The organism is Aeromonas sp. R7-4 (assembly GCF_040908055.1).
Taxonomy (GTDB): Bacteria; Pseudomonadota; Gammaproteobacteria; order Enterobacterales; family Aeromonadaceae; genus Aeromonas; species Aeromonas sanarellii.
In genome coordinates, this window is the sequence record NZ_JBFODA010000026.1 from 47,657 (window position 1) to 73,273 (window position 25,617).

General features: G+C 64.6%; 23 protein-coding genes. 16 read left to right on the forward strand and 7 right to left on the reverse strand.

From position 1 onward, the window contains the following. Positions 1–114: 114 nt before the first annotated feature. Positions 115–636, forward strand: a complete 522-nt coding sequence (locus AB5Y72_RS05070; protein WP_325782349.1) for a hypothetical protein — start codon at positions 115–117, stop codon at positions 634–636. A gap of 87 nt (positions 637–723) precedes the next feature. On the opposite strand, the gene AB5Y72_RS05075 is transcribed toward AB5Y72_RS05070, so the two are convergent. The 5 genes from AB5Y72_RS05075 to fadI form a co-directional block, all read right to left on the reverse strand. Then, positions 724–1,608: an AEC family transporter gene (locus AB5Y72_RS05075; protein WP_325782348.1), complete on the reverse strand. Its 885-nt coding sequence runs from the start codon at positions 1,606–1,608 to the stop codon at positions 724–726. A gap of 12 nt (positions 1,609–1,620) precedes the next feature. Beyond that, positions 1,621–2,178, reverse strand: a complete 558-nt coding sequence (locus tag AB5Y72_RS05080) for a YaeQ family protein (protein WP_052815038.1) — start codon at positions 2,176–2,178, stop codon at positions 1,621–1,623. A gap of 189 nt (positions 2,179–2,367) precedes the next feature. Continuing rightward, positions 2,368–2,508 carry a TIGR02808 family protein gene (locus tag AB5Y72_RS05085; protein ID WP_005325161.1) on the reverse strand — a complete coding sequence of 47 codons (141 nt, stop codon included), beginning with the start codon at positions 2,506–2,508 and terminating at the stop codon, positions 2,368–2,370. A 248-nt stretch (positions 2,509–2,756) separates the two neighbouring features. Beyond that, positions 2,757–4,907: a fatty acid oxidation complex subunit alpha FadJ gene (gene fadJ, locus AB5Y72_RS05090; protein ID WP_368198741.1), complete on the reverse strand. Its 2,151-nt coding sequence runs from the start codon at positions 4,905–4,907 to the stop codon at positions 2,757–2,759. Next, positions 4,907–6,217 carry an acetyl-CoA C-acyltransferase FadI gene (gene fadI, locus AB5Y72_RS05095; protein WP_325782346.1) on the reverse strand — a complete coding sequence of 437 codons (1,311 nt, stop codon included), beginning with the start codon at positions 6,215–6,217 and terminating at the stop codon, positions 4,907–4,909. Before fadI ends, fadJ begins: the two co-directional genes overlap by 1 nt. Before the next feature lie 183 nt (positions 6,218–6,400). On the opposite strand from fadI, the gene AB5Y72_RS05100 reads away from it, so the two are divergent. The 11 genes from AB5Y72_RS05100 (at position 6,401) to AB5Y72_RS05150 (ending at position 18,665) form a co-directional block, all read left to right on the forward strand. Beyond that, positions 6,401–7,351: an AAA family ATPase gene (locus AB5Y72_RS05100; protein ID WP_325782345.1), complete on the forward strand. Its 951-nt coding sequence runs from the start codon at positions 6,401–6,403 to the stop codon at positions 7,349–7,351. A gap of 46 nt (positions 7,352–7,397) precedes the next feature. Then, a complete protein-coding gene (locus AB5Y72_RS05105) occupies positions 7,398–8,288 on the forward strand; it encodes a DUF58 domain-containing protein (RefSeq protein ID WP_325782344.1) in 891 nt (296 codons plus the stop codon). After that, the gene (locus AB5Y72_RS05110; protein ID WP_325782343.1) at positions 8,273–8,812 is read left to right on the forward strand and encodes a DUF4381 domain-containing protein; all 540 of its coding nucleotides are present in this window, start codon (positions 8,273–8,275) and stop codon (positions 8,810–8,812) included. Before AB5Y72_RS05105 ends, AB5Y72_RS05110 begins: the two co-directional genes overlap by 16 nt. Continuing rightward, the gene (locus AB5Y72_RS05115; RefSeq protein ID WP_325782342.1) at positions 8,809–9,798 is read left to right on the forward strand and encodes a VWA domain-containing protein; all 990 of its coding nucleotides are present in this window, start codon (positions 8,809–8,811) and stop codon (positions 9,796–9,798) included. The genes AB5Y72_RS05110 and AB5Y72_RS05115 overlap by 4 nt, the downstream gene beginning before the upstream one ends. Continuing rightward, positions 9,798–11,246: a tetratricopeptide repeat protein gene (locus AB5Y72_RS05120; RefSeq protein ID WP_325782341.1), complete on the forward strand. Its 1,449-nt coding sequence runs from the start codon at positions 9,798–9,800 to the stop codon at positions 11,244–11,246. Before AB5Y72_RS05115 ends, AB5Y72_RS05120 begins: the two co-directional genes overlap by 1 nt. Then, a complete protein-coding gene (locus tag AB5Y72_RS05125; RefSeq protein WP_325782340.1) occupies positions 11,243–12,775 on the forward strand; it encodes a hypothetical protein in 1,533 nt (510 codons plus the stop codon). Before AB5Y72_RS05120 ends, AB5Y72_RS05125 begins: the two co-directional genes overlap by 4 nt. A gap of 39 nt (positions 12,776–12,814) precedes the next feature. After that, positions 12,815–13,405, forward strand: a complete 591-nt coding sequence (locus tag AB5Y72_RS05130) for a sigma-70 family RNA polymerase sigma factor (protein WP_325782339.1) — start codon at positions 12,815–12,817, stop codon at positions 13,403–13,405. Further along, positions 13,398–14,141, forward strand: coding sequence for a DUF3379 domain-containing protein (locus AB5Y72_RS05135; RefSeq protein ID WP_042075656.1), 744 nt, complete (start codon positions 13,398–13,400; stop codon positions 14,139–14,141). The genes AB5Y72_RS05130 and AB5Y72_RS05135 overlap by 8 nt, the downstream gene beginning before the upstream one ends. Before the next feature lie 407 nt (positions 14,142–14,548). Further along, positions 14,549–15,820, forward strand: coding sequence for an outer membrane protein transport protein (locus tag AB5Y72_RS05140; RefSeq protein WP_216990213.1), 1,272 nt, complete (start codon positions 14,549–14,551; stop codon positions 15,818–15,820). 251 nt (positions 15,821–16,071) lie between these two features. Continuing rightward, complete coding sequence (locus tag AB5Y72_RS05145; RefSeq protein WP_325782338.1) at positions 16,072–17,328, forward strand: outer membrane protein transport protein; 1,257 nt, start codon at positions 16,072–16,074, stop codon at positions 17,326–17,328. 116 nt (positions 17,329–17,444) lie between these two features. Further along, positions 17,445–18,665 (forward strand): HDOD domain-containing protein, encoded by a 1,221-nt coding sequence (locus tag AB5Y72_RS05150; protein WP_325782337.1) that lies wholly within the window; start codon positions 17,445–17,447, stop codon positions 18,663–18,665. A gap of 96 nt (positions 18,666–18,761) precedes the next feature. Here AB5Y72_RS05150 and AB5Y72_RS05155 read toward each other — a convergent pair whose 3' ends face one another. After that, positions 18,762–19,925: an acetyl-CoA C-acyltransferase gene (locus AB5Y72_RS05155; RefSeq protein WP_325782336.1), complete on the reverse strand. Its 1,164-nt coding sequence runs from the start codon at positions 19,923–19,925 to the stop codon at positions 18,762–18,764. A 132-nt stretch (positions 19,926–20,057) separates the two neighbouring features. Between AB5Y72_RS05155 and AB5Y72_RS05160 the strand changes: the two genes are divergently transcribed. Continuing rightward, positions 20,058–20,456 carry a MerR family DNA-binding transcriptional regulator gene (locus AB5Y72_RS05160; RefSeq protein WP_042075666.1) on the forward strand — a complete coding sequence of 133 codons (399 nt, stop codon included), beginning with the start codon at positions 20,058–20,060 and terminating at the stop codon, positions 20,454–20,456. 94 nt (positions 20,457–20,550) lie between these two features. On the opposite strand, the gene AB5Y72_RS05165 is transcribed toward AB5Y72_RS05160, so the two are convergent. Further along, positions 20,551–21,795, reverse strand: a complete 1,245-nt coding sequence (locus AB5Y72_RS05165) for a dicarboxylate/amino acid:cation symporter (RefSeq protein ID WP_042075668.1) — start codon at positions 21,793–21,795, stop codon at positions 20,551–20,553. Positions 21,796–22,064: 269 nt separating this feature from the next. On the opposite strand from AB5Y72_RS05165, the gene AB5Y72_RS05170 reads away from it, so the two are divergent. From AB5Y72_RS05170 to AB5Y72_RS05180, 3 genes are all read left to right on the forward strand, one after another. After that, positions 22,065–22,349, forward strand: coding sequence for a pyrimidine/purine nucleoside phosphorylase (locus AB5Y72_RS05170; protein WP_042075670.1), 285 nt, complete (start codon positions 22,065–22,067; stop codon positions 22,347–22,349). Between the two features lie 157 nt (positions 22,350–22,506). Next, positions 22,507–23,889 (forward strand): L-serine ammonia-lyase, encoded by a 1,383-nt coding sequence (locus tag AB5Y72_RS05175; protein ID WP_325782334.1) that lies wholly within the window; start codon positions 22,507–22,509, stop codon positions 23,887–23,889. A gap of 284 nt (positions 23,890–24,173) precedes the next feature. Then, positions 24,174–25,544 (forward strand): L-serine ammonia-lyase, encoded by a 1,371-nt coding sequence (locus AB5Y72_RS05180; RefSeq protein ID WP_042075674.1) that lies wholly within the window; start codon positions 24,174–24,176, stop codon positions 25,542–25,544. Positions 25,545–25,617 lie beyond the last annotated feature (73 nt).

Here is a 25,617-nt window from a genome sequence, read left to right on the forward strand (position 1 = left end):
ACAAGGAATGATTATGGTAACTTATTGATACGCGTCACAGAACACAACGAGTAATTGATTAGGCTACCACTATGGAATCCACCAACCCAGTCGGGGAAATTATGAGCGCTTACAATGAATAGAAAACTCAAATCCCAAGGTGATCTTGATGGTGCCTGTTTTCTTTATTCCATCGTGAACGCCGTTCTCTCACTTAATGGTGAGGTAACAGCAAAGAGCTGGTCCAATGCAATATCCTTACTTCCGAAGGCGAAATTTTTCCTGCGACAAGACGAAGGTACACTCGCGTTCGATGATGATGGAGATAAATTAGAAAATATTTCAAAGAAATTTCTTCATGGACTTGTAGGAGATCAGTTCAAGCTAGAATTTCACCACGTAAATAAGAAAGGTATTCACAAGCTCATTGATCAACACTCTGTTGTAATCGTCAGTAATCCGGAGCATTGGTTTGTCGTTACAGAGGTTTACGATGAGTTTGTTTTCATTGCTTGCTCTGATGTATACAACACCCATAAATGTGAATATTTGGAAAAAAACACTCCAAAATATGGTCACTTGTCCAATTCAAAAATCGATTACAGCGCACTGAGTGTATTTGGCTGGATGGCTTTTCGCATCACAAAGGAATCATAGAGCCATGTTCAATTACCAAAACATCATCGGACTATCGCGATAGCAATAAAAAGGACGCCATCAGGCGTCCTCGAATACAACACCGGGTCAACTCCCCAGATGCAGCGCCAGCCAGACCGCAAGCGGGATCACCACCACAGAGAGCGCATTGCCGCCGAGCACTATGCTGGCCACCTTGTCGGGCTGGCACTGGTACTGCTCGCACAGGATGTAATTGAGCACCGCCGGGGGCAGCGCCACCGACAGCATCAGGAGTGGTATCCAGTCAGGTTCGAGGGGCAGCAGCCAGACGGCGAGCCCCAGGGAGAGGCCCCCCGCCAGCAGGTAGAGCAGGTTGCACTTGATGGCCAGCCCCAGATGATCCAGCTCCCCTTCCATCAGCCTCACTCCCAAGGCGAACAGCATCAGGGGCACCGCTATCTGGCCGAGCAGGGCGGCGCTGGTCACCAGGTAGTCCGGCAGCGGGATATGCAGGTTGGCCACCAGCAGCCCGGCGAAGGCGGCCCAGAGCACCGGGCTTCTCAGCCAGCCCCAGCGGGAGCTGCTGGCGGAGAGGATGAACATGCCCACCGAGAAGTGGAGCAGGTTGGAGAGCACAAAGAGGATGACGATGGCGCCGAGCTGCTGCTCGCCAAAGGCGAGCACCATCAGCGGAATGCCGAGGTTGCCGGTGTTGCGAAACATGGCGGGCAGGATCAGCGCGGCCCGCTCTATCTCCTTGAGTTTGAGCAGGGAGAGCAGCAAGCCGGGCAGCAGGATCACCAGGGCACCGGCCCCCACAAGGGGCAGGTGGGCCGCGAGATCCAGGGGGTATTTCACCAGGGCCGAGAAGACCAGCGCCGGGGTAAAGAGCTCGATATTGGCCCGGTTGACATAACCCAGGGCCCCGCCCGGTCGCAGCCGTCCATAGAGGGCGCCAAGGCCCACCACCGCAAACACGGGAATGACGATATTGAGCAGGGCGCTGAACATGGGGGCTCCCGATCAGAGTTCGCGGGCCGGACGTCCCATCAGCACCACGGGATCCAGGGTGACCTCCTGGCTGCCGTTGCTGACCCAGAGCTGGCCGTCGGAGATGGTGCAGGTGAGCTGCATGGTGCGCTCCACCATGGCCGCCAGCGGCAGGGTCTGGCTGTCGGAGAGCTCGATGACGCTCAGGTTGTCGTGCAGACCGAGCTTGCCCTGGTTCTGCTTCCACCAGACGCTGGTGCCACGGCCGCCGTAAAGGTAGAGCACCACCTGGCGGGAGCGGTTGCACGCCTTCTTGAGGCGCTTCTCGTCCGGCTGGCCCAGCTCAATCCAGAGTTCAATCTCGTCGGAGTAGTTCTTGCGCCAGAGCTCGGGTTCGTCGTCGGCAGAGAGCCCCTTGGTGAACTCCAGCCGCTCGGCCGCATGCCAGGCGAAGGCCGCGAGGCGGATCATCATGCGCTCGTCGGTCTCGGAGGGGTGACGGGCCAGGGTGAGGGAGAAGTCCTGATAGAGATTGCGATCCATGTCAGACAAGCTGATCTGGGCCTTGAAGATGGTTGCCTTGAGCGCCATAGAAGTCGTGAACACCTGATAAAAGAGAAAGGGGCGGACATGCCGGGCGTCAGTGTAATCAAAATGACTGCCGGGTTCGACCGTCTTGCGCTCCCTTTACCCTATCAGGGGCGGGATAAGTGCTTCAGGAGACACAAAAAACAAATGCCAGTCGTGAGACTGGCATTTGGCGGCATGAACGAGAGTGACTCACTTCTCGGCGGACTTGACCCCGAAGGCATTGAGCAGCAGGCAGCAGGTGACTGCCACGGCCACGAAGCCACTCAGAAAGATAAAGGGCATGGCCCCGTATCCCAATATGTTCCAGATGGTTTGTTCGAGCAGACTCATAGTGTGTCCTTCATCCAGTGAAATGGGTGTCCCTTTCGCGACGGGGTAGTCCCCGTTCCTGATAAGGCTATTTGACCTCAACCCGCGCCTGAGTCCTATGCCACCAAAGTAATAAATGGGGCACCAGTTTGCGCCAGATCAATAATTTGGCCCCTTGTCACCCCGTTTTCCGCTCCCCGAGGCCCCTGGCTTGGACAAAAAAGGCGGGGCGACCCAGGGCCGCCCCGCCTGTTTGTCACGCAGACGCCTCAGCCGTAGAAGCGCTGCTGCTCCGCCGCCATCGCCTTGAGCCGTGCACAGGGGGCAAAGCGGTCGCCAAAGCGCTTCTGATGGTGCTCGAGGCGCCCCACCAGGTAGTCGATGCCGAGGCTGTCCATGTAGCGGAAGGGGCCGCCCAGGAACGGCGGGAAGCCGATGCCGAAGATGGCGCCGATGTCGCCGTCCCGGGCCGAGGCTACCACGCCGCTGTCGAGCGCCATAGCCGCCTCGTTGAGCATCAGCAGCACGCAGCGCTCGGCGATCTCCTGCCTGGCCAGCCTGGCCTGGGGCTTGACGCCGAGCACGTCGTAGACGCTCGCGTCCACCGTCTTCTTGCCCTCCTTGCCGGTGAGCCGGTTGCGCGGCGCCGCCTTGCCATAGAGGTAGAAGCCCTTGCCGTTCTTGCGCCCCTTGCGATCGTCTTCCAGCAGCTTGTCAAACGCCTTGGGGGCCTGGAACTGCTCGCCACCCAGCTCCTTTTCGAGGATGGGGGAGATCTTGGCCCCTACGTCGATCCCCACCTCGTCCAGCAGGGTGATGGGGCCTACCGGGAAGCCGAAGTCCAGCAGGGCGCCGTCCAGCACCTCCACCGGCTCCCCTTCCAGCACCAGGCGGGCCGCCTCGTTCATGTAGGGGGCCAGGATGCGGTTGACGTAGAAACCCGCCTCGTCCTTCACGACGATGGGGGTCTTGCCCTGGGCCCGGGCGAACGCCAGGGTGGTGGCCACCGTCTCGGCGCTGGTACCCGCGTGGGGAATGATCTCGGCGAGCGGCATCTTGTCCACCGGGCTGAAGTAGTGCAGCCCCACCACCCGCTCCGGGTGCGTCGCCGCCGAGGCGATCTGGTGGATGGGCAGGGAGGAGGTGTTGGAGGCAAACACCGTGTGCTCAGCGCACTCGCGCTCCACGTCCTGCACCATCCGGTGCTTGAGATCGATATCCTCGAACACCGCCTCCACGACCATGTCGACCCGGTGGAAGCCGGAGTAGTCCAGGGTGCCGGTGAGCAGGCTCATCTGTTTCTCCAGCTCGCTGCGCAGCAGTTGGCGACGCTTAAGCTTCCTGGCCAGGATGTCGTAGCTGTAGCGCATGGCGTTGCCGATGCCGGCGCTCGCCACATCCTTGATCCGCACCGGCACCCTCGCCTTGGTGGCGGTGACGAAGGCGATGCCGCCCCCCATCAGGCCGCCCCCCAGCACGGCCGCATGGGCCACCTTGCGGGGCTCGGCCCCCTGGTAGCTCACCTCCTTCTTCATCTCTGTGGTGGCGAAGAAAATAGAGCGCAGGGCGGCGGATTCCGGCGTCATCACCAGCTCGCCGAAGTGGCGGGCCTCGGCCAGCAGGCCGGCCTGCATCCCCTCCTCCACGCCGATGCGCACCACCTCGATGATGCGCTCCGGCGCCGGGTAGTTGCCCCGGGTCTTCGCCTTCACCCCCTTGCGGGCCTGATCGAACAGCACCTTGCGCCCGAGCGCGTTGGTCTCCAGCACCTTGCCCTGCAGATCCCGCTTCAGGCGGTGGCGCGGCTTGCCCTTCTTGGCGAGCTTGATGGCGGCTTCCAGCAGAATGGAGGTGGGCACCATGTCATCCACCAGCGCGAGTTTCTTGGCCTGCTTGGCCCGCACCTGCTTGCCGGTCAGCATCAGATCCAGCGCCTTGGCCACCCCGATGAGGCGCGGCAGACGCTGGGTGCCGCCGGAGCCCGGCAGCAGGCCGAGCTGTACTTCCGGCAGCCCCAGCACGGTTTTAGCGTGATCGGTCACCACCCGGCCATGGCAGGCGAGCGCCAGCTCCAGCCCGCCGCCGAGGCAGGGGCCGTGGATGGCGGCGATCACCGGTATGCCCAGGGATTCGATCTCGGCGAACACTTCCTGCCCGGCCCGGGAGAGCGATTCGGCGTCCTGGGCGCTGGTGCAGGCTGCCAGCATGGCGATGTCGGCCCCCGCGATGAAGGAGTCCTTCTTGCCGGAGACGATCACCAGGCCGATCAGATCCCCGTTCCCCTTCACCTCGGCCAGCAGGGTGCGGATCTCGTCTGCAAAGGAGGCCTTCAGGGTGTTCATGCTCTCACCGGGCACATCCATGGTGAGGATGCCGATGCCGTCTTTGCGAATTTCCAGGGAAAAAGTCTTCTCGTTCATCATTCCACCTCCAGCACCATGGCCACACCCAGCCCTCCCGCCGCACAGGCGGTGTTGAGCCCCAGTCCCCCACCCCGGCGCCGCAGCTCGTGCAGGGTCTGGGTGATCATGCGTGCCCCGGTGGCGGCAAAGGGGTGTCCGTAGGCCAAAGAGCCGCCGAGCACGTTGAACCTCTCCATGTCCACCTCGCCGATGGCCTGATCCCGGCCCAGCTTGTCACGGGCGAATTCGGCACTGGCAAACATCTTGAGGTTCGCCAGAGTCTGGGCGGCGAAGGCTTCGTGCATGTCGATGAGGGTGAGATCAGCCAAGGTGATGCCGGCGCGGTCCAGCGCCAGCGGCGTGGCGTAGGAGGGGCCCATCAGCATGTCCTGCCACACGTCGATGGCGGAGAACGCGAAGCTGCGGATGTAGCCCAGCGGCTCCAGACCGAGCTCGCGGGCACGCCCTTCACGCATCATCAGCACGGCGGCGGCACCGTCGGTGAGCGGAGTGGCGTTGGCGGCGGTCACCGAGCCGTGAGCCCTGTCAAACACCGGCTTGAGCTTGGCGTAGCTCGCCAGATCCGAGCTTTCGCGGATGTTGTTGTCCCGCTCCAGCGGCGACTTGTAGGGGGGCACGTGGGCGGTGAACACCTCGCCGCTCAATTTGCCCTGTGCCCAGGCTTCGGCCGCCAGGGTGTGGGAGCGGTGGGCCAGCGCATCTTGCGCCTCGCGGCTGATCTGATGGGTCTTGGCCATCTGCTCGGCGGTCTGCCCCATGGAGAGACCGGTGGAGTACTCGGCCACGGCAGGGGGCACCGGCAGCAGATCCTTCAGACGCAGGCAACGCAGGATGTTGAAACGCTGCTGAAGGTTGCGCGCCTTGTTGAGATCCACCAGGGCGCGGGCCAGAGACTTGCTGACCCCGATGGGCAGTACGGAAGAGGAGTCGGCACCGCCGGCGATGGCGATGTCCACCGTGCCGGCCATGATGGACTCGGTGACGTTGGCCACCGCCTGGAAACTGGTGGCGCAGGCGCGCGACACGCTATAGGCATCGGTGCTGACGCTCATGCCGGTGCCGAGCACGATCTCGCGAGCGATGTTCGGCGCTTCCGGCATCTGCACCACTTGGCCGAACACCAGCTGGTCGATGAGCATGGGATCGAGATCGGTGCGGGCGAGCATCTCGCTCACCACCAGTTTGCCGAGATCCACCGCAGGCACGCCGTGAAAAGCGGTGGCCTGCTTGGCAAAGGGGGTGCGCAGACCCGCCACGACGGCTATCCGTTCGCCCTGGCGAGTCGTCAGTTTCAATGGCTGTTTCATCCTGGCTCCTTGGGTTGAAAAGGCAGAGGTCAGACCTCATTGCGCCACATCTTAACAATCCACTCACAACTTTCATACAGCTGATTGAAACTAAATTGTCTCCATCTTGGCACCCTCCCTCGCCCTTGCGGGCCAACTGGGGTATAAAAAGATCAACTTCCATAAAAACAACGGGTTTATCGCATGGCAGCGGCCGAGTTCAGAGCACTTGGAGACTATCTGGGCAGCCAGATCCTGGGACAGGGGCCCCTCATCGAGGGGCTGCTGATCGCCCTGTTATGTGAAGGACATGTGCTGATCGAGGGGGCGCCTGGCCTCGCCAAGACCCGGGCCGTCAAGGCGCTGGCCGGGGCGGTGGAGGGTCGCTTCGCCCGCATCCAGTTCACCCCGGATCTGCTCCCTGCCGATCTCACCGGCAGCGAGGTATTCCATCCCCAGGATACGAGCTTCGTGTTTCAACCCGGCCCCCTCTTCAACCACCTGGTGCTGGCGGACGAGATCAACCGGGCCCCGGCCAAGGTGCAGTCCGCACTGCTGGAGGCCATGGCCGAGCACCAGATCACCGTGGGCAAGAAGAGCTGGCGCCTGCCGCCGCTCTTTATGGTGGCCGCCACCCAGAACCCCATAGAACAAGAGGGCACCTACCCCCTGCCGGAGGCCCAGCTCGACCGCTTCCTGCTGAAGCTCCTGGTGGACTACCCCAGCCCCGCCATGGAGCTCGCCATCCTCCAGCTCAACGCCCGGGGCGACGCCCTGCCGCCACCGCCCTTGACCCTGAGCCAGGCCGATCTGCTCTCGGCCCGCACCGCGGTGCAGTCCGTGCAGATGCAGGGGCGCCTCGAGCACTACCTGGTGCAGCTGGTCTGCGCCACCCGCCCAGGCAGCGGCCTGTGCCCCGAGCTCGAACCCCTTGTCGCTGTGGGTGCCAGCCCCAGGGCCAGCATCGGATTGGCCCGCGCCGCCCGCGCCCGCGCCTGGCTTGCGGGGCGCGACTTCGTGCTGCCCGAGGACATCCAGCAGCTGGCCCCCGCCGTGCTGCGCCACCGCCTCATCCCCAGCTACCAGGCCCTGGCGGACAACCTGGACAACGAGGCGCTGATCGCCCTGCTGCTGGATGCTGTTCCATGCCCCTGAGCCTTCGTCAGCCCATGGTCTCCTCACCCCCGAGGCCCCGGCAGTCATGACCCGCGCCGCCGCCCCCCGGGATCACCCCGACATCGCCCTCACCCTCGACCGCCTGCTGGCGGTGCGGCTCTGGGCGCGGCAGGGCGAGCGGGCCCGCATTCACCAGGCGCGCCAGGGACGCGTCAGGCGCCAACCTGGCCTGAGCTTTCGCGAGCTGCGCCTCTATCAGGCCGGAGACGAGGTGCGCCACATCGACTGGCGGGTCACCGCCCGCCTCGGCCGCCCCCACACCCGCCTCTACGGGGAGGAGCAGGAGCAGGCCCACTGGCTGCTGCTGGATCTCTCGCCGGCCATGTACTTCGGTTCCCGCGCCCAGCTCAAGGCCCGCCTCGGCTGCGAGCTCGCGGCCGCCCTGCTCTGGCAGGGGGAGAAGCAGGCCAACACCCTGATCTGTCACGGCATGGACACCCGTCCCCTGCACCAGCGCGGCCCCCTCATCCCCTTGCTGGAGGCGCTCTGCCACCACTACGAGGCGGGGCTGGATCGCGCCCCCCAGCCCCAACTCCTGGCTCAGACCCTGGCGCGGCTCACCCTGCCCCATGGCGCCAGGCTGACCCTGATAAGCCACCACCAGGCGCCGGACAAGACGCTGTGCCAGCAGTTGCAGCGCCTTCGCCTGCGCCACGACATCCACTACTGGCAGATCCGGGACCCCCTGGAGGCGGCCCTGCCCGATCAGGGGCAACTGGCGGTGCAATCGGGCAGGCGCAGCGGCTGGCTCGATGGGGGGCAACCCCGCTTTCGCGCACGCTATCAGGCAGCGGCCGACGAACAGGCGGCGGCCAGCCAGCAGCAACTGCTGCCCCTGGTGACGCGCCTCTACCGCCTCGACAACGGCGCATCGCTGCAACGCCAGTGGCAGGAGGGTGGATGCCGTCTGTTCTGAACGCCGCCCCCGGGAGCGGGCCGACTTCCCCGTCGACCCCCTTGCAGGGGATCCAGGCCCAGCTTCGCGACATCCATCCGGGGCCGCCCCTCGAGACCGAGCTCGATCCCCGCCTGCCTGCCCTGGGGTGGCTGCTGATCACGGCCATCGCCGCCTGGCTGATCTGGGCCACGGTGCTCACCCTGTGGCGCCAGCGCCGCTGGGCGCGCCAGATCGAGTGGCAGGCCGACGATCTCGTACCCAGGCTGCACGAGACGCTGCGGGAGGCGGCCATGGCCCGCTGGCCCGAGGCGGCCTCCCTGCAGGGAGAGGCCTGGCTCGCCTGGCTCGACGAGAAGGGCGGCGGCGATTTTGGCCAGTTTGCCTCCCAGTGGCCCCGCTGGCTCTATGGCTCACAGAAGCCGGACGAGGGGCAGCGGGCAAGGCTGCGCCGCGCCTACCTCAGCTGGGGGCGCCGCTGCGTCAGCAGGCCGGGGCTGCCGTCACTGAGACGGGACGCAGGACGCGCCCGGAGGGTGCCATGATCCTCGCCTGGCCCTGGTTCGCCCTCGCCCTGGTCCTGCCGCTGCTGGTGCGCTTCGGCCTGCCGCCCCTGGCAGGGGGAGGCCGCGCCAGGCTCTCCCACATCGGTTTTCCCCTGCTCCAGCCCCAGGCGGGGCAGCCGTTCTGGCGCATGGCGCTCTGCTGGTGCGCCCTGGTGCTGGCCCTGTGCCGCCCCCAGTGGCAGGAGGCCCCCGTCATCCACTACCAGAGCAGCCGGGATCTCATCCTGGCGGTGGATCTCTCCGACAGCATGCGCACCCAGGACATGCTGGACGAGGGGGAGCAGAAAGACAGGCTGGCCGCGGTGCGCCAGCAGATCGACGGGCTCATCGCCGCGCGGCCTGGCGATCGCATCGCCCTCATCGTCTTCGCCGATCACGCCTATCTGCTCTCCCCCCTGACCCAGGAGACCGGGGCCCTGCTCGCCCTCACCCGCGAGCTCGACTTCGATCTGGCAGGGCGCACCACGGCCCTCGGCGAAGCCCTGCTGCTGGCCCGCCAGCACGCCAACCCCACCCGCCCCACCGCCCTGCTGCTGGTGACGGACGGGCGCAACACCTCGGGTAACGCGGATCCCCTGACCGAGGCCAGACTGGCCGCGGCCGCCGGCATCCGCCTCTATACCCTGGGGGTGGGCGCCGATCCCGACACCTTTGCCGCTCCCGCAGGGGACGCCGATCCCAGCGCCGAGCTGGATGAAGCCCTGCTGCAGCAGCTGGCCCGGCTGGGGCAGGGCCGCTATTTTCGCGCCCGCAACCAGGGGGAGCTGACCGCCATCAACCAGGCCCTCGACGCCCTAGAGCCCGCCGCCCGTCCCCAGATCCTCTATCGACCCCGCCAGGAGCTCTACCCCTGGCCACTGGCCCTGGCCTGGCTGCTGCTGGCTTGGCCCGCCCGCTGGCCGGGGCGTCTGCGTCCGACACGGAGTGGCCCCATGGGTGATCATTCCCCCCGGAGGGCCCCCTGATGGAATTCACCCTGTTGCGCCCGCTCTGGCTGCTGGCACTGCTCCCCTGGCTCTGGCAGGGGTGGCGGCGCCGTCGCTCACCCGAGCTGCTCTCCCCCGCCATGCAGGCCTATCTGCTGCCGGCCCGGCGCCGGGCCATTCCCTGGCTCTGGCTCGCCTGTCTGCCGGTGATCCTGGCGCTCTCGGGCCCCGCCCTGCGCCAGCAGAGCCTCGCCATCCAGAGCCCGGCCCTGGATCTCTGGCTGCTGGATCTCTCGGATTCCATGCAGGCAGAGGACCTGCCACCGGACAGGGCGACCCGGATGAGGCTGCAACTGCGGGAGATGCTGGCGACCGCCGACACCCGGCAGGCACCCCATCCCCTCGGCCTCATCCTGTTTGCCGGGGATGCCTACCTCGCCATGCCGCCGACCCGGGATCATCAGGCCGTCGCCCTGCTGCTGCCGGACCTGCGCCCGGCCATCATGCCCATTCAGGGCAGCGCCCCCGAGCGGGCCGTGGCCCTGGCCCTCGCACAGATCCCCCGAGGCCAGTCCGCCCGCCTGCTCCTCGTCACCGACGGCCTGTCGCAGACGCAGCGCGAACGCATCGCCGCCCTCTGGCCCTGTCTGGACGACCTCTTCTGCCCCCAGGGAACCTCCCCCCGCCTCGACATTCTGCTGGCCAGCGGCGGCCAGGGGACACAGCTGCCCGCCGCCGAGCACAGACAGCTCGGAAGCCCCACCCTGCCGGCCCCCGACGCGGCGGCCATGGCGCGGCTCGCGGCCAGCACTGGGGGGACGCTGCAGTGGCTGCAGGCAGGCCTGCCCCGCTTCGCCCCCCTGCCCATGAGCCAGACCCTCACCCAGGTGCAGTCCCGGGATCTCGGCCCCTGGCTGCTGATCCCCCTGCTGCCCCTGGCGCTGCTGGCGCGCATCGGCGCCCACTGGCTGATCGTGCTCATGGCCATCGGCCTCTGCCCGCCTCCCCTGCAGGCGGCCGGCTCCTGGCAGGACCAGCAGGGCTGGCGCGCCTTCCAGCAGGGCCGCTATCAGGAAGCGGCCAGGACCTTCCAGGATCCCGTCTGGCAAGGCAACGCCTGGTACAGGGCCGGCGACCATGCCAGGGCCGTGGCCGCCTATGGCCGCGCCGACAGCGCCACCGCCCATTACAACCGCGGCAATGCCCTGGTCTGGCTCGGGGATCTCGCGGCCGCCGAGCAGGCCTATCTGGCCGCCCTCAAGCGGGAGCCCGGCCATCAGGATGCCCTGCACAACCTGGCCCTGCTGCGGGCCGGCGCGCCCCAGGCAGCCCCCCAGACACAGCCCGCCGATCCCGGCGAGCGTCCCGACCCTTCGCACGCATCGGATACCCCCCGCCCTCCTGCCCCCCCCGTGCTGCTGCTGGAGCAGCGCCTGCGCAAGGAGGCACAGCGCCGCCCCCTTCTCAAGGTGGAGGAGCCCTGGTGATCCCCTGCGTGCGCTCATGCCTCTCATCTGTCTACGCCTGGACCTGCTGGCTGCTTGTCCTCCTGCTGGCCTTGCCGGCACAGGCCGCGCCCCCTCGCGTCGAGCTGCTGCCGGGGGCAAAGGAGAGCGACTGGCTGCTCATCGTCGAAGCCGACGGGGAGCGGCGCGATGACGAGCTCGACCTGCGCCCCCTGCTGCGCCAGTTTGCGGTGGGCCGGGTCAGCATCAGCCGCGTCCATACCCAGACCCGCCGCCTGACCCGCTGGCAGATCCCCCTGCACCTGCTGGACACCAGCCCGCGCCTCGTGCCCCCCCTGCCCCTCGGAACCGAGTTCACCCCGCAGCGCCCCCTGACGGCACGCCGGGCAGCCGGCACCCTGGTGCCCCTCCCCGCGCAGCTCGTCTCCCCCGTCGAGCTGCAGGCCCAGGTGCTGCACCAGGGCCCCCTCTACCCGGGCCAGCCCTTCATCTATCAGTTGAGCCTGTGGCTGCCGGCCAACCTGGAGGCCCCCCATCTCGGCGAGCCCGCCGCCCCCGCCTTCACCATCCGCCGCCTCGGCGACGATCGCTGGGAGTCCCCCGCGAGCCCCGGCATGCCCGGGCGTCTGACCCGCAAGTGGCTGCTGCAGGCCAGGGAGCCCGGACAGCACGCCATCGAATCCCCCCGCCTGGAGGGACGGCTGCCGGACGCCGCGCCGACGGGGACGGAGGAGCGGCTGTCCGCCAGGGCGACCACCCTCTTCGTCAAGGTGGACAAGGCGCCGCTGGAGCCGGTGGCAAGCAGCCTGGTACTGCGCCAGCGGCTCAGTCCGCCCCGGGCCCGGGTCGGCGAGCCCGTGATCCGCACCCTCACCCTGGTGATGGAGGGAGGGGACGGCAGCCGCCTGTCCCCGCTCCCGGCACCGCCCCTGCCCGCCGGCCTCTCCATGCAGCCGGACGGCGAACAGCAGCAGGAGCGCTTCGTGGCCGAAGGGGTGCTACGCTTCGAGCGCCAGTGGCGCCAGGCCCTGACCGCAGGGGCGGCGGGTTCCTATGCGTTGCCGGCGCAGACCCTGCGCTGGTTCAATACCCAGAGCGGGCGCATCGAGGAGGCCCAACTGCCCGCACAGATCCTGGTGTTCGAGGCCGGCGCAGGCGAGGCCGCCGCCCCGCCGCCGGGTACTCAGAGCCTCTACTGGGTGGTGATGGCGATCTTGCTGCGCACCTGGAGGCGGCGCTGGCCACGCTGGCTCGCCTTCTATCGCCTGCAGCGCGCCCTCGCCGCCCGCGCGCCGGACGCGGCCAGACGGGCCCTGCTGGCCTGGGCGGCGCTGCGCTGGGGTACCCCCTGCCATCACCTGGCCAGCCTGCCCTGTCACCGGGCCCCCGTCATGGGCCCCCTGCTTGACGGGCTGGATCGGGCCTGTTTCGGCCCGCCTCAGGCCGTCGGCGACACGCTGCACTGGCAGGCGCTGGCCCGGGAGCTGTGCACCCGGGAGACCTTTGCGATAGCCTATGCTCTTGGCAAGCTGGCCTGGCGACGTTCCTGACGCCTGCCGGGAGCCACTCATGCAAAAGGACATCCCTTCATGGCGTTAGGTTTTTTTAGAAAAAAGAAGGCGGGAAGGGGAAAGGATCCCTCGGCCAACCCGGTCTATCAGGAGATGGCAGACAGACAAACCAAATACGAGGCCCTGGTGCACGCCCTGCACGGGGACATCTACCGCTACGCCTACTGGCTGTGCCGGGATCCGCAAATCGCCGAGGATCTGGTGCAGGAGACCTTCCTGCGCGCCTGGAAGGGGATCGACACCCTGCAGGATGACAAGGCCGCCAAGGCGTGGCTCATCACCATCTTGCGGCGGGAGAATGCCCGTCGTTTCGAGCGCAAGCAGTTCGATCTCGTCGATCTCGACGAGCATCCCCAGCGCGATCAGGCCGTCCTGCACAACGAGCAGGAGATGGAGCACGAGTGGCTGAGGCGCCACATCGCCCGCCTGCCCGCCGAGTATCGGGAGCCCCTGTTGCTGCAGATGCTTGGGGGATTCAGTGGCGAGGAGATCGCCGAGCAACTCGGCCTGAACAAGAACACCGTCATGACGCGGCTGTTTCGGGCCCGCAACCAGATCAAAGAGGCCATGGAGTCTGCGCAGCAACAGAGAGGACACACCAATGGATGAGCTTGAATTTCGCCGCCGGGCCATCACCCATCCCTCGGACAGGGATCCCGCCTTTCTGGAGGCCGCAGAGACCTCCCCTGCCAATCGCAAGCACCTGGAGGAGATGAAGCAGCTCGACCGGCAACTGCGCCGCACCCTGGAGGTGGAGGTCCCGGCCGGGCTCGCCGACCGGATCCTGCTCAGGCAGGCGGTGGAGGCCAGCGACGAGGTCGTGATCCCCCTCACCCCTGCGGCCCCGCGCCGCACCTGGCGCCCCGTCGCCATCGCGGCTTCGGTCGCCTTCCTGCTCGGCATGAGCACCCGCTGGATCAGCTGGCCCCCGGCCTCCGAACCCTTCTCGCTGGCCCAGGTCGCCATGGCTCACGTCTACGGCGAGGAGCCCTTCATCCACGATGTGGACGAGAAGGTGAGCCTGCAGACCATCAACGCCAAGATGGAAAAGTATGGCGCCACCCTGACGGACATGCAGGGCATGACGGTGACCTATATCAATCACTGTGCCTTCTATCAGGGGCCGGCCCTGCACATGGTGATCCAGGGCAAGATGGGGCCTGTCACCCTGTTCCTGGTGCCCAAGCACCTGCCACTGGCGATCCAGCCCGATTTTGCCGATGGTCGGCTCAAGGGGGAGATACTGCCGCTCAAGGGGGCCAACATGGTGCTGATCGGCGACATGCAGGAGCCGCTCGCCCCCGTCGCCCGGCAGATCGAGTCCCGCCTGCAGTGGTCCATTTAACAGATCTTAACCCTGGCTGACCGGAACCGGTGCCACGCAAAAACACAGGCAGACGCCCTCAATGTCTGCCTGTTCATCTCAGAATCCCCGCACGTTCCCGCTTCTTGCCTCTCTGACATCACATTTTTGCCATTTATTTTGAATGACACGAACGAAACCCTTTGTTTCTTATTTATCCAATAATGGATAAAACAGACCAATAAAACGGCAAATTCAAACAAATGATTAACACAATGGAAACTTTTATGTATTCTGCTGTCACTGGTCTGATTTCTTACCTCCTACCAGATCCATAGAATCACGCCAGAAATGTATGGGAAGAAGCTGACATAACAACAGATCTTGTCGCCTACAGCGGCCAAAGAGCCGCGATTTCGACAGAAAATCTGCTACAAAGAGAGAACACTATGACGACTGCCTTTTTCAAGAAAAGCCTGATCGCTACGGCCATGACCCTGGCCAGCACCCAGACCTTCGCCGCCGCGTTCCAGCTGAACGAGCACTCGGCCTCCGGTCTGGGCCGTGCCTATGCCGGTGAAGCCGCCATCGCCGACAATGCAGCCGTGCTGTCCCGCAACCCGGCAGCCATGACCACCTTCGACAAGATGGCTCTGTCTGTCTCCGGCACCTATATCAAGCCCGACGTGGACGTGGCAGGCGACATCTATGCCGGCCCGACCAAGCTGGCACCGTCCAGCGAGAGCGACATCGCCCCCGATGCCTTCGTGCCGGCCAGCTACTTCATCCAGCCCCTGAACGATCAGTGGGCCTGGGGCATCGGCCTGTTCTCCAACTACGGCCTCTCCACCGAGTACTCCAAGACCTTCGCGGCCGGTGCCGGTGCCGGTGACACCGAGCTGGTCACCCTGAACATCAACCCCAACATCGCCTATCGCATCAACTCCAACTTCAGTGTCGGCGCCGGTATCAACGCCGTCTATGCCCAGGCCGAGCTGAACCGCTATGCCGGTGCGCTGGCTGCCGCCATCCCGGGTGCCAACTCCGATACCCGCCTGGCGCACCTGAAGGGCGACACCTGGGGCTTTGGCTGGAACGTCGGCACCCTGTACGAGATCAACGAAAACCACCGCCTCGCCCTGACCTACCGCTCCCAGGTGGACTTGAGCTTTGACGGCGACTTCCAGGGCGCCACCTCCGGCAACCGCGTCGTCGACGGCAACCTGAAGCTGGATCTGCCGGCCCAGGCCGAATTCGCCGGTTACCACCGTCTGAACCAGCAGTTCGCGGTGCACTACTCAGTGAACTGGACCGACTGGAGCGCCTTCCAGGAGCTCAAGGCCACCAGCAGCAACTGTGCCGGCGGTGTCTGCCTGCAAAAGGACGAGAAGTTCAAGGATTCCGCCCGCTATGCCTTGGGCGGCACCTGGTACGTCAACCCGTCCTGGGAAGCCCGCATCGGCTTCGCCTATGACAACAGCCCCATCGAGCCGGAATACCGCAGCCTGAGCATCCCCGACTCCGACCGCGTCTGGTACAGCGCCGGTGCCACCTACCACATCGATCAGGACATGAGCGTCGATTTCGGCATGGCCTACCTGGACGGCAAGGAAGTGGACGTGAACGAAGGCCTGCGCAGCCACGGCGACGCCCTGCGCTGGAAAGGCACCTCCCACGGCAACGCCTTCCTGGCCTCCGCCCAGTTCAACATGAAGTTCTGATTTCATCGCCATCAAAGAGAGCGCCCCAGGGCGCTCTTTTTTTATACCAGAGCCCCGTTTCGGCGCACACATGTAGCAAACAACTGTTCTCTTTTCGTTTTTTATCAATCTGTTATAGCCATGCCTGCCAGCATTTAATCCCGTTTTGCTCCCCTGGCCCCGCCGCCCGTTGCCTTACTGGTCGTACCATATAAAATCCCGGCCCCAACCGAATAACAGAATGAACGTCCAGTTCACTCCGAGGACAAACCATGCATCCGACCATCAAACCCTCCCTCATCGCCCTGCTGCTGTTGTCTGGCCATGCCCAGGGCGCCGGCTTCCAGCTGGCGGAGCAGTCCGCTACCGGCCTGGGGCGTGCCTTCGCAGGCGAAGCCGCCATCGCCGACAATGCCAGCGTGCTCGCCCGCAACGCAGCCGCCATGACCCGCTTCGATCGCACCGCCTTCTCCGGTGGCGTCATCCATATTCAGCCCGACGTCAACATCGAGGGAGTGACCCGGGTCCCCACCGCCACGGGGCCGGTGGCCCTCGACGCCAGCGCCCACGACATCGCGGACAATGCCTGGGTCCCCAACGCCTACCTCATCCTTCCCCTGAATGAACAGTGGTGGCTGGGTCTGGCGGCAACCTCCTACTACGGCCTCGGCATCCAGATGCCGGAGAACTACAACGCCGGCCACTTCGGCAATGTCTCCGACATCAAGACGGTGGATCTGGGGGCCTCCCTGGCCTACCGCATCAACGACAGCTGGAGCCTCGGGGCCGGCCTCTCCGCCATCCATGGGGAGGGGGAAGTGGGCGGCACCTTCCCCTCCAACAACAAGATAGCCAAGCACCTCAAGGGGGACGGCTGGGCCCTCGGCTGGCACCTGGGCACCCTGCTTGAGCTGTCACAAGCCACCCGCATCGGTCTCTCCTATCGCCACGACGTGAACCTGACCCTCTCAGGCGACGCCGTCGGCACGGATCTGCAGGGTCGCACCTTCACCGACACCGGCAGCCTGGATCTGCCCCTGCCCGCCACCGCCGAGCTGGCCCTGTTCCATCAGCTGACCCCGTCCCTGGCGCTGCACTCGAGCATCAACTGGACCAACTGGAGCAAGTTCGTGCAGCTCGAATCCGAGCTCGATCACTATGGCACCATGCATATCAAGGACGAGCACTGGGAAGACAGCTGGCGCTACGCCCTCGGCCTGACCTACCAGCTGGCGCCCCAGTGGCAGCTGCGCTCCGGCCTTGCCTATGATCGCAGCCCGGTGCCCGCCGATCGCCGCACCATCTCCATCCCCGACTCGGACCGGATCTGGTACAGCGCCGGGGTGGGTTACCAGATAGATCGCAATCTGTCGCTGGACGTCGGCCTCACCCTGATCGACGGCAAGAAGGTGGACGTGAGCGAGACCCTGCAGCTCAAGCCCGGCATACCGCAAACCACCTCCACCTTCCAGGGCACTTCGGAAGGGGATGCCTGGCTGGCCGGCCTGCAGCTCAACTACCTCTTCTGACCCCAAATCCTGCCGTGCAACACTCTGCCAGTTGTTGACCGTCTCGACCCGCTCGACACTGGCATAGTGATCCGCTTCACCATAGAATCAAGCCTGCACCCATGGTGGAGAGATGCATGTATTCCTATGTAGCAAGGCAGCCCATTCTGGATCGGGAGTTGAGAACCCAAGCCTATGAGCTGCTGTTTCGCGACAGCCTGGACAACGTGTTTCCCCCCGTCTCGGCACAGCAGGCCACCTCCCGACTGGTGGCCGAACAGTTTCTGCAGCAGAACATCGATCACCTGCTGGGGGGTCACCCCTGCTTCATCAACTTCCCCCACTCCCTGCTGCTGGATGGCCTGGCCGAATGCCTTCCCCATGACAAGGTCGTCATCGAGATACTGGAAGACGCCGAGCCCGATGACGCCCTCCTGGCCAAGGTGATCCAGCTCTACGAGCTGGGCTATCGGCTGGCGCTGGACGACTTCACCCTGGTCTCGGAGTGGGACAGGTTCCTTCCCTATATCCACATCATCAAGTTCGATCTGCGCAGCACGCCGCTCCCCAGCATCGAGCGGTTCATGGCGAGCCATTGCCACCTGCCCCTGACCTATCTCGCCGAGAAGGTGGAGGATCAGGCCGAGTTTGAGCAGATGAAGCGCCTCGGCGTCACCCTGTTCCAGGGCTTCTTCTTCAGCCTTCCCCAGATGGTGCAGCAGCCTGCCATGCCGCCGGCCCAGCTGGTGGTGATGCAGTTGCTGGAGGTAGTCAACCAGCCCGAGCCGGATCTGGACAGGATAGAGCGGCTGCTCAATCAGGATCTCTCCCTCTCCCTCAAGCTGCTGCGCTACGTCAACCACCTCAAGCGCTTTCCCCAGCCCATCGCCTCCTTTCGCCAGGCCGCCAGCTCCCTGGGTCACGCCCAGCTGAAGCGCTTCGTGGCCCTCATCGCCGCCACCAGCGCCGGTCACGACAAGAGTGCCGAGCTCTACCAGATGTCCCTCATCCGGGCCCGGTTCTGCGAGCTGCTGGCACAGACCCACGGCCCCGCCCAGCAGGCACAGCAGGCCTTCATCACCGGACTCTTCTCCCTCTTGGACGTGCTGATGGGGCAGCCGCTGGAGCAACTGCTCGGCACCATCCCCCTGACCGACGACATTCGCGCCGCCCTGCTGGCGCGCACGGGCAATCTGGGCTTCTACCTCGCGTTCTGTGAAGAGTACGAGAAGGCCAACTGGCAGCGGATCGCCGCCAGCACTGCCCGCCTCGGCCTCAACGAGGAGAAGGTCAGCCACCTCTATATGACCGCCACCGCCTGGGTCGATCAGCAGCTCCAGGCCATGGGGGTGGAATAGACCCCTCTCCCTCACCTCTAAATGACAACGTCCCTCATGGAGGGACGTTGTCATTTCATCGTGCAGGACCATCGTGCCCGAGTCCGTTGTCTGGCGTCAGCCCAGCTCGATGGCCATGGCGGTCGCCTCCCCGCCCCCGATGCACAGACTCGCCACCCCCCGCTTGAGCCCGCGCGTGCGCAGGGCGTGAACCAGGGTCACCAGGATGCGGGCGCCGCTGGCCCCGAGGGGATGACCGAGAGCGCAGGCCCCGCCATTCACATTCAGCTTGTGATGGGGGATGCCGCAGCCCGCCATGGCCAGCATGCTCACCATGGCGAAGGCCTCGTTCACCTCGAACAGATCCACTTCCTCCACCGACCAGCCCACCCGGGCCAGCAGCTTGTCGATGGCGCCGACGGGGGCGCTGGTAAACTCCGCCGGCAGGGCGGCATGGCTCTGGTAGCCGACCACCCTGGCAAGCACGGACAACCCCAGGCGCTCGGCGGTCTCGGCCCGCGCCAGCACCAGCGCCGCCGCCCCGTCCGAAATGGAGCTGGCATTGGCCGCCGTGATGGTGCCGGTCTTGCTGAAGGCCGGTTTCAGGGTCGGTATCTTGTCGGGCCTGGCCTTGCCCGGTTGCTCGTCATCGGCCAGCAGCAGGGCATCAGCGGCCATCACGGGCGCCAGCTCTGCCTGGAAGGCGCCACTCTGCTGCGCCGCCAGGGCCCGCTCCAGGGAGGCGATGGCGAAGGCATCCATGTCGGCCCGGGTCAACCCGGCCCTGTCCGCACTCAGCTGGGCGTAGTGGCCCATCAGCTGCCCCTCGTAGGCATCCTGCAAGCCGTCGAGGAACATGTGATCCAGCACGGTCGAATGGCCCATGCGATAACCGCTGCGCGCCTTGTCCAGCAGATAGGGGGCCCGGCTCATGCTCTCCATGCCCCCCGCCACCACCACCTCGGCTTCCCCCAGGCGCAGGCTGTCCGCCGCCAGCATCACCGCCTTCATGCCGGAGCCGCACACCTTGTTCAGGGTGGTGCAGGGCACGCTGTCCGGCAGCCCGGCCTTGAGCGCCGCCTGGCGGGCCGGGGCCTGCCCGACCCCGGCACTCAGCACGTTGCCGAAGTAGACCTCATCGACCCGCTCCCCATCAATGCCCGCCGCCGTCAGCGCGGCGCGGATGGCGCAGGCGCCGAGCTCGGGAGCCGTCAGACCGCTCAGGGCTCCCTGAAAAGCCCCCATGGGTGTACGTTTGGCCGCAACAATCACGATATCCATCGATAGCACTCTCCTTGTTACATTGGGATAACATATGCCGCCGCCGTCACCGGAACAAGACTTGCGGGGAAGTTGACGTTTGGGTAAGGTGCCAGCCTGCATTGACAATCAGATGACAGCCAAGACAGCCCTATGACCAAATCCAAGGATGAGAGCCGTACCTTCAGCATCAGCGAACTGGCCCGCGAGTTCGATGTGACCACCCGCAGCATCCGCTTCTACGAGGATCAGGGGTTGCTGAACCCGACCCGCCAGGGGCAGACCCGGATCTACAGCCGTCAGGACAGGGTACGCCTCAAGCTGACCCTGCGCGGCAAGCGGCTGGGCTTCAGCCTGGCGGACATTCGCGAGCTGTTCGATCTCTACGACGCGGACAAGAGCAGCCGTTCCCAGTTGCAGACCATGCTGGGACTGGTGGCCGACAAGCGGGAGACGCTGCAGCAGCAGCTCGAAGACATTCAGATGGTGCTGCTGGAGCTGGAGGCGGCCGAGCAGCGCTGCCGACAGGCCCTGGCCCAGCTGGGCGCCTGAACTCGGGGCGTTCGCCCGGGCTGACGGAGAACACGGGGAAAAGAAGAGGGAGGCACTTGGCCTCCCTCTTCTGTTTATCACGCCTTGCCCGGTATCAGGCCTCCTTGCTCCAGCGATCCGGATCGTAATCCGGGCTGTAGCGATCGACGATGATGGCGCAGGCAGCATCGCCGGTGATGTTCAGCGCGGTCCGGATCATGTCGAACAGGCGATCCAGCGCGAACAGCAGCGGCAGACCCTCGATGGGGATCCCGGCGGCCAGCAACACGGCGACCACCAGGAAGCTCGGGCCCGGCACGCCGGCCTGACCGATGGCACCCAGGGTGGAGGTGACGATGATCGCCGCCCAGGCTCCCATGGAGAGATCGATGTTGTAGACTTGGGCGAAGAAGATGGCGACCAGGCCGTAATAGATGGCGTTGCCGCTCATGTTGATGGTGGCGCCGAGCGGCAGCACGAAGGACGCGGTGGCGTTGGTCACCTTCAGATCGCGCTCGCAGGTCTCCATGTTGACCGGCAGGGTCGCCATGGACGAGGCGGTGGAGAAGGCCACGATCTGCGGCTTCTTCATCGCCGAGAAGTACTTGCGTACCGGCGTGTTGGAGAAGAACGCGATGAGCAGCGGATAGACCACGAAGCCGAAGATCAGGATGGCGGCAACATAGACCACGAACAGCTTGAGCACCAGGGTCAGCACGTCGAAGCCATAGGTGCCGATGGCGTCGGCCATCAGGCCGAATACCCCGATGGGGGCAATCAGCATCACCTTGTTTATCATCCAGACGAAGGCGTCCACCAGGGTGTTGAGCCCGTCCACCAGCGGCTTGGCGCGCTCGCGGGGCTGCTTGGCCAGGGCGATGCCGAGGAACATGCAGAACACCAGGATCTGCAGGATGTTCGCCTCGTTCAGGGCGCTGAACACGTTGGTCGGGATCATGCCGAGCAGGGTGGCGATCGCATCAGGCAGTTCGCCCTTGTCGGCGTAGTCACCGGAGAACATGGCCGCGGTGGAGCCGAAGTCCACGCCGACGCCGGGCTTGAAGATCTGCCCCATCACCAGGGCCAGGAACACCGCGAGGGCTGAGGTAATGAGGAAGAAGGCGAGCGTGGTCACCCCTATCTTGCCCGCGGCGGGGCTCGCGCCCAGGTTGGCGGCACCGGACAGGATGGCGACCGCCACCAGCGGGATCACCAGCATCTTGATCAACTGGATAAACAGGGTGCCGAGCGGCGCAAACACCGTGGCCTGCTCTCCCATGAGCGCCCCCGCCAGCGCACCCAGCACCATGGCAACCACGACCTGGAAGCCGATATTTTTGATTAATCCTTTCGTTAACACAGAATGTTCCTTTATTTTGCAATTACTCACACTTTTGCAGCGTAAATGACCACCCAGAGCGTCAAATCCTCTCCATTGCTCTGGCGGTGCGCTTTATCTCATATTTGCATGCCGTTTAACATCCCGATTCCTGAACGGATCGAATTTTTCATATCTCCGAAAAAACGGGGCCTCATAGGAACCTCATCGGTTTTCACCTATTTCACCATGACAAAGACCAAAACAGTGTGCTACGTTGGCCTTGCAAACGTGCATACAGGGAAGAAAAGATGCTGAAAGTTAACGAGTATTTTGACGGAAATGTTAAATCTATCGGTTTCGAGCAAAAAGGCGAGAAGGCCACGGTCGGTGTGATGGAAGCGGGTGAGTACCTGTTCAACACCGCCGCCCCGGAACGCATGACGGTGATCAAGGGCGCCCTCACCATCCAGCTGGCCGACGAGGATGAGTGGCACACCTACCATCAGGGCGAGTCCTTCGACGTGGCCGGTCACTCCTCGTTCAAGCTGGAAGTGAAGATCGCCACCGCCTATCTGTGCGAGTTCCTCGACTGATGGCGTCACGGGCGCCGTGGGATGCCGGACCGGCTCTCATGGCGCTCTTCACCCTGACCCCATTTTCGCACCGCCATCACACCCCGCCCTTTCCCCCCTTTTCAACGACTACAAAAAATTTACAATGTTTAGACGAAATCCATAATTGGAGTACGTCATGATCAGTGTCTTCGACCTGTTTTCCATCGGGATAGGCCCCTCCTCCTCCCATACCGTGGGGCCGATGCGGGCCGCCTTCGCTTTCGTCCACTCCCTCAAGCAGAACGCACTCCTCTCCCGTACCGGGCGCGTCGTCACCGAGTGTTACGGCTCACTGGGTCAGACCGGCAAGGGCCACGGCACCGGCAAGGCCATCATCCTGGGGCTGGCGGGTTTTGAACCCGAGTCCGTGGATATCGAAGCCATTCCCGCCTTCCTCGACCAGGTGGAGCACAGCCAGAGCCTGCGCCTCGGGGGGGAACAGCCGAGCCAGTTTCCCCGGGTCGGCGCCATCCTCTTCAACCGGCGCAAGACCCTGCCCGCCCACTCCAACGGCATGACGTTGCGTGCCTTCGACGGCGAGACCCTGATCTTCGAGCAGACCTACTACTCCATCGGCGGCGGCTTCATCATCGAGGAGAGCCACTTCGCCAATGCCAGGGAAGAGGCCGCCCGCTTCGATGCCGCCCACCCCATCCCCTACCCGTTCGAGAGCGGTGCCGAGCTGCTGGCCCAGTGTCAGGAGAGCGGCCTCTCCATCTCGGGGCTGATGCTGGCCAACGAGAAGGTGTTTCGCAGCGAGGCGGAGATAAAGGCGGGCCTGCGCAAGATCTGGCAGGCGATGCAGAGCTGTGTCGAGCGCGGTTGCAGGAGCGAGGGGGTGCTGCCCGGCGGCCTCAAGGTGAAGCGCCGGGCCCCCGCCCTCTATCGCCAGCTCTGTGGCGAGACCAGCTTCAACAAGGATCCCCTGATGGTGATGGAGTGGGTGGACCTGTTTGCCCTGGCCGTCAACGAGGAGAACGCCGCCGGCGGCCGGGTGGTGACGGCCCCCACCAACGGCGCCGCCGGCATCATCCCCGCCGTGCTGCACTACTATGATCGCTTCGTGCGCAAGGTGGATGACGATCTGCTGATGCAATACTTCCTCACCGCCGCCGCCATCGGCATCCTCTACAAGAAGAACGCCTCCCTGTCGGGGGCGGAGGTGGGCTGCCAGGGCGAGGTGGGCGTCGCCTGCTCCATGGCCGCCGGCGCCCTGGCCGAGCTGCTGGGGGCCAGTCCGGCCATCGTCGAAAATGCCGCCGAGATCGGCATGGAGCACAACTTAGGTTTGACGTGCGATCCCATCGGCGGCCTGGTGCAGGTGCCCTGCATCGAGCGCAACGCCATGGGGGCGGTCAAGGCGATCAATGCCGCCCGGCTCGCCCTGCGTGGCACCGGCGAACACAAGGTGTCCCTGGACAAGGTGATCAGAACCATGTGGGAGACCGGCAACGACATGAAGACCAAATACAAGGAAACCGCCCGTGGCGGCCTCGCCGTCAACATCACCGAATGTTAATGCGCCGTAAACCAGCCACATACGACACTCAACTACCCGGCCTTGCCGGGTATTTTTTTGCAAAACGTTTGCACGGCGCTTAACAAAATGGATAACCATCAAAATAAATTTTATACTCGCGCCGCGAATTCAACAAAAATAGATCTGTTTCAACTTTTTTTAGGCATAGAGCCGTTACACTGTGGTTATCCGGTTCCCTGGCCTTTGTGACGACAGACCCGTCCCATGGATCCCCTTTCTGCGAGCGGGCATGGCGCCCCCTTCTACCCTGAGGTAATTGTTACATGATCAGCGTTTTTGATATCTTCAAAATCGGTGTTGGCCCCTCCTCTTCCCACACTGTCGGCCCCATGAAGGCTGCCAAACAGTTCGTGGATGAACTGCGTGCTGGCGGCAAGATCCGTGACATCACCCGGATCCAGGTCGATGTCTACGGCTCCCTCTCCTGGACCGGCAAGGGCCACCACACGGATACCGCCATCATCATGGGCCTGGCGGGCAACCTGCCGGAAAACGTCGACATCGATGCCATTCCCGAGTTCATCTCCCGGGTCGAGCAGACCGGGCGTCTGCCGATCGGCCTGCACTGCCACACCGTCAGCTTCCCGAAGGGGGCCATGGTGTTCCATGACGAGGCCCTGCCCCTGCACGAGAACGGCATGAAGCTGACCGCCTTCATCGAAGACGAGGCCATCTACAGCAAGACCTACTACTCCATCGGTGGCGGCTTCATCGTCGACGAAGAGAACTTCGGCAAGGGTGACAGCGGCGACATGGCCGTCAGCTACCCGTTCAAGAGCGCGGCCGAGCTGCTCGCCCATTGCGGCCAGAGCGGCCTCTCCATCTCCGCCCTGATGATGGAGAACGAGAAGTGCTTCAACACCCCGGAAGAGATCTACAAGAAGCTCGGCAAGATCTGGACCACCATGCGTGAAGGGATCGAGCGCGGCTGCCGTACCGAGGGCGTGCTCTCCGGCCCGCTGCGGGTACCGCGCCGTGCCGCACCGCTCTATCGCCAGCTGACCACCAACGAGAACCTCTCCAACGATCCCATGAACATCGTGGACTGGGTCAACATGTTCGCCCTGGCGGTGAGCGAGGAGAACGCCGCCGGTGGCCGCGTCGTCACCGCGCCGACCAACGGCGCCGCCGGCATCATCCCGGCCGTGCTGGCCTACTATGACAAGTTCATCCAGCCGGTGGGCCGTGACGAGTACACCCGCTTCTATCTGGCCGCCGCCGCCGTCGGCATGCTCTACAAGATGAACGCCTCCATCTCCGGCGCCGAAGTGGGCTGCCAGGGCGAGGTCGGCGTCTCCTGCTCCATGGCCGCCGCCGGTCTGACCGAACTGATGGGCGGCAGCCCGGAGCACGTCTGCGAAGCGGCCGAGATCGGCATGGAGCACAACCTGGGGCTGACCTGCGACCCGGTCGCCGGCCAGGTACAGGTACCCTGCATCGAACGCAACGCCATCGCCGCCATGAAGGCCGTCAACGCCTCCCGCATGGCCCTGCGCCGCACCTCCAAGCCGCGGGTGTCCCTCGACAAGGTGATCGAGACCATGTACATCACCGGCAAGGACATGGACTCCAAGTACCGCGAGACTTCCCGCGGTGGCCTGGCCATCAAGGTGATGCAGGTTGCCTGTGACTAAATCCGGATTGCGATGACATGAAGAGAGCGGGATATATTCCCGCTTTTTTTGGTCGTTATTTCCCGGGCTTGCT